Genomic DNA, 2,826 nt, shown 5'->3' with positions numbered 1-2,826 from the left:
CACGTGGCGCTATTTAGGTACAGACCCTAGGTGAGGTTGCAGCTGCCGGCAGGTGATGGGCTGCTGCAAAGGATCGACCTAATCACCCCGACCGAGACTCGTCAGCTTCTCGAAAGGTAGCGCGCCTAGCGTGAGGCTGCTGAACTCTAGGCGAGGACGTCTATTGAGACGTAACAAGACGAGCATAGGAGAAAGCGATGGCCGCCGAAAACAAGAACGCCGGCAAAACGGACAACGTACAGCCCAAGACCGTTGGTCTCGGCAAGAGCGCCGAACTGAGCCTGAGAAGTCTGGGGGGCGAGCACCGTCTTTCTTTCTATTCCTGCCCCTCGTATCGTCGGCCCGCCCGACGTAGCAGGCCACAACTAACGACTATCATAAAGAAAGGTGAATAGACATGGCGGTTAATAGTGTTGGCGGTAACGGCGCCGCTCCTGCTACCCAGCAGACCCAGGATGCCGGTTTCCAGAACCAGATGGCTGAGTTCGAGCGTGTTAGCCAAAAAGTTCAGGCCCAGGCCGTGGCAATGCGCAGAATTACGACCGAGCTCTCTTCTGAGAAGAAGGTCGCCGACGAGCGCGTCCAATAAGTCTGCCAAGACGGCGGCTCAGCGCGTCGCTACCGGATCCGCGCAGTGAATGACGAACTCCGGAAGAGCCGTGCGGCAACTGCCGTACGGCTTATCTCGTTATTCAGGACATTATCCTGAACGAATCGATCTCTCGAGTTTGAAGTGCATAGCAAAGCCGAGGGGAAGACGACCGCCGTCAGCATGTGAGTTGGCGCGGGGCCCGGCGCCGATCGGCACGTTAAGCCGTTGACATCATTAATCTGGGCAGGGTCATTCCATCCGCTGATTCACACAAAGCGCCTGATCGCCCGCGGCGAAGCGCTGCGCGCGATCGATGGCGACACTCGCGCCTGACTAGGCGCCATGCGTCAGGACGATCGGCTCTTTCTCCGAGAAGTGCGTGCGCGAGCGGGCGAACTTCTTGACGCCCATCGGCTTGCCGAACAGGTAACCCTGGACCTGATCGAAATCCATCTCATGTGCGGCAAGAAAGTCCGCGCGCGTCTCGCCCCCCCTGCGCAATAACCTGCGCGCCGGAGTCGTGTGCGAGCTCGACGATACGCCGGCACACCGTCTGCTTGAGGCGCTGATCCGCGCAACCGGTGACGTATTGATGGTCGACCTTCAGCTGGACGAACGGAAAGTTCGGCAATCCCAGCAAGGATGGCCACTTCGCGCCGACATTGTCGATCGAGATGCCGATATTGTGCAGGCGAACGCGCCGGGCGACATCGATCGCCAGGTCGAGATTGTCGATCACCTCGGCGCTGTCGATCTCGATCAGCAGGCCGGCGAACGCCGCATGATCCGGAATCCGGTAGCAAAGCTCGCGCACCGCAGCATCGTCGGCCAGAAACGAGATCGGCAGGTTGATCGAGAGATCGACCGGTCCGATCTGCCCGAGCAGATAGCGCCAGTCCTCGATCGCGCGCGCGATCACGAACTCGGACAGCGCATGAAAATGCGGATCGCTTTCGTCGGGGATGAAGTAGGCAGGCGGCACGACGCCCCATGCGGGATGGCGCATCCGGATCAGCGCCTCGGCGCCGCTCGGAACCAATGTCCGGAGATGAAGTTTCTGCTGATACCACAGCTCGAGCGAGCTGGCTTTCAGCGCTTCGGGCACATCCACTGCCGGGCTCGGTGCGGGCTCGAGCGGCATCAATGACGCAAGAATCGTCGACAATTTGTGGAAGGGCTCGCAACCGGAGACGGTTGAGATGTATTTGGCGAGCGACTTTGAACACGGCGCCTTGCCGTCTCCTCAATCCCAGCGATGCCGCCCTTCACCTTCTCGAAGGCGGCCGTGAAACAATCACCCCACTGGTGACGAGCGCCTTCATCGCGGTCGATACTGCGGTGAGCGCGGTCCCCAGGAAGCCGCGGCTGCATCGACGGACAAGGCATCGAAGACTCAGAAGGATTTCAACTTTTCGGTGATGGGCGGAAAAAACGTGGTCGATCAGTTCATTGCATCGCAAAGCAAGTCGCCGGAGGGAATGAAGGCCGAGGTGGCAACCTATGGACTGCTTCCCGGCGCAATGGAGGCGATGAAGCTGCAATTGCAAACGGAGTCGATCGCGCGGGCGAACAACACCGCGATCACCGCCGCGCAGCAGGTGCAGCTCGACCTGCTGAAGCAGAAGACTTCGGAATACGCCATGACGCTGGCCGGGCTCCAGACGATCCAAGCGAACTTGACTCCCTCTGAGAGTTACCTACAGGAGCCTAAGATCCAAGCGCAATTCAACGCCAATACGATCAGTGCGCAGCAATTCCTGGATGCGCAACAAAGGCTAGCGGAGAACGCCCAATCGACGTGGAACACCGCCGGCGCCTCCATGGCGGGCGAATTTGCACAACTCTCGCAGGAATTCGGCAAGCACAGCATGGCTATGGCGACGGCGGCTAAAGCGTTCGGCATTGTCGAGGCAAGGATCAACACTTACACCGCCTTCACGAAGGCGTTGGCATCGGCCGTGCCGCCATTCAATGATGCGTTGGCTGCGGGCGTGCTCGCTGCCGGTATGGCCAAGGTCGCCGCGATCAGCTCTATGTCGATACCTAGCTTTAGCACCGGCGGCTTCGTCTCCGGCGCTGGGACAAGCGTCTCGGACAGCATTCCCGCAATGCTTTCCAATGGCGAATTCGTTGTGAATGCCGAAGCTACGCAACGCAACAGGCGGGAAATCGCCCAGCAAAGCGGTTCTCGTCAGTTTCATGCGCGTTTCGCGGGATCGTGAGCGCGGATTTCA

At 59.7% G+C, this 2,826-nt stretch carries 2 protein-coding genes and 1 pseudogene; 2 read left to right on the top strand and 1 reads right to left on the bottom strand.

Annotated features, from left to right (window positions below; translation table 11 throughout):
- The first annotated feature begins 397 nt into the window (after nt 1-397).
- The gene (locus IC66_RS0142100) at nt 398-589 is read left to right on the top strand and encodes a hypothetical protein (protein WP_014498042.1); all 192 of its coding nucleotides are present in this window, start codon (nt 398-400) and stop codon (nt 587-589) included.
- A 336-nt stretch (nt 590-925) separates the two neighbouring features.
- Here the strand turns inward: IC66_RS0142100 and IC66_RS0142095 are convergent.
- Nucleotides 926-1,745 (bottom strand): annotated as a pseudogene (locus IC66_RS0142095) (EAL domain-containing protein); the annotation flags it as partial.
- A 280-nt stretch (nt 1,746-2,025) separates the two neighbouring features.
- Here IC66_RS0142095 and IC66_RS0142090 point away from each other — a divergent pair.
- A complete protein-coding gene (locus tag IC66_RS0142090) occupies nt 2,026-2,814 on the top strand; it encodes a hypothetical protein (RefSeq protein ID WP_231166594.1) in 789 nt (262 codons plus the stop codon).
- Nucleotides 2,815-2,826: the final 12 nt, after the last annotated feature.

The sequence above is a fragment of the Bradyrhizobium genomosp. III genome, assembly GCF_000261705.1.
Classification (GTDB): domain Bacteria; phylum Pseudomonadota; class Alphaproteobacteria; order Rhizobiales; family Xanthobacteraceae; genus Bradyrhizobium; species Bradyrhizobium ottawaense.
The sequence above is the reverse complement of the archived record's forward strand: the minus strand, read 5'-3'. Positions and strand labels throughout refer to the sequence as shown.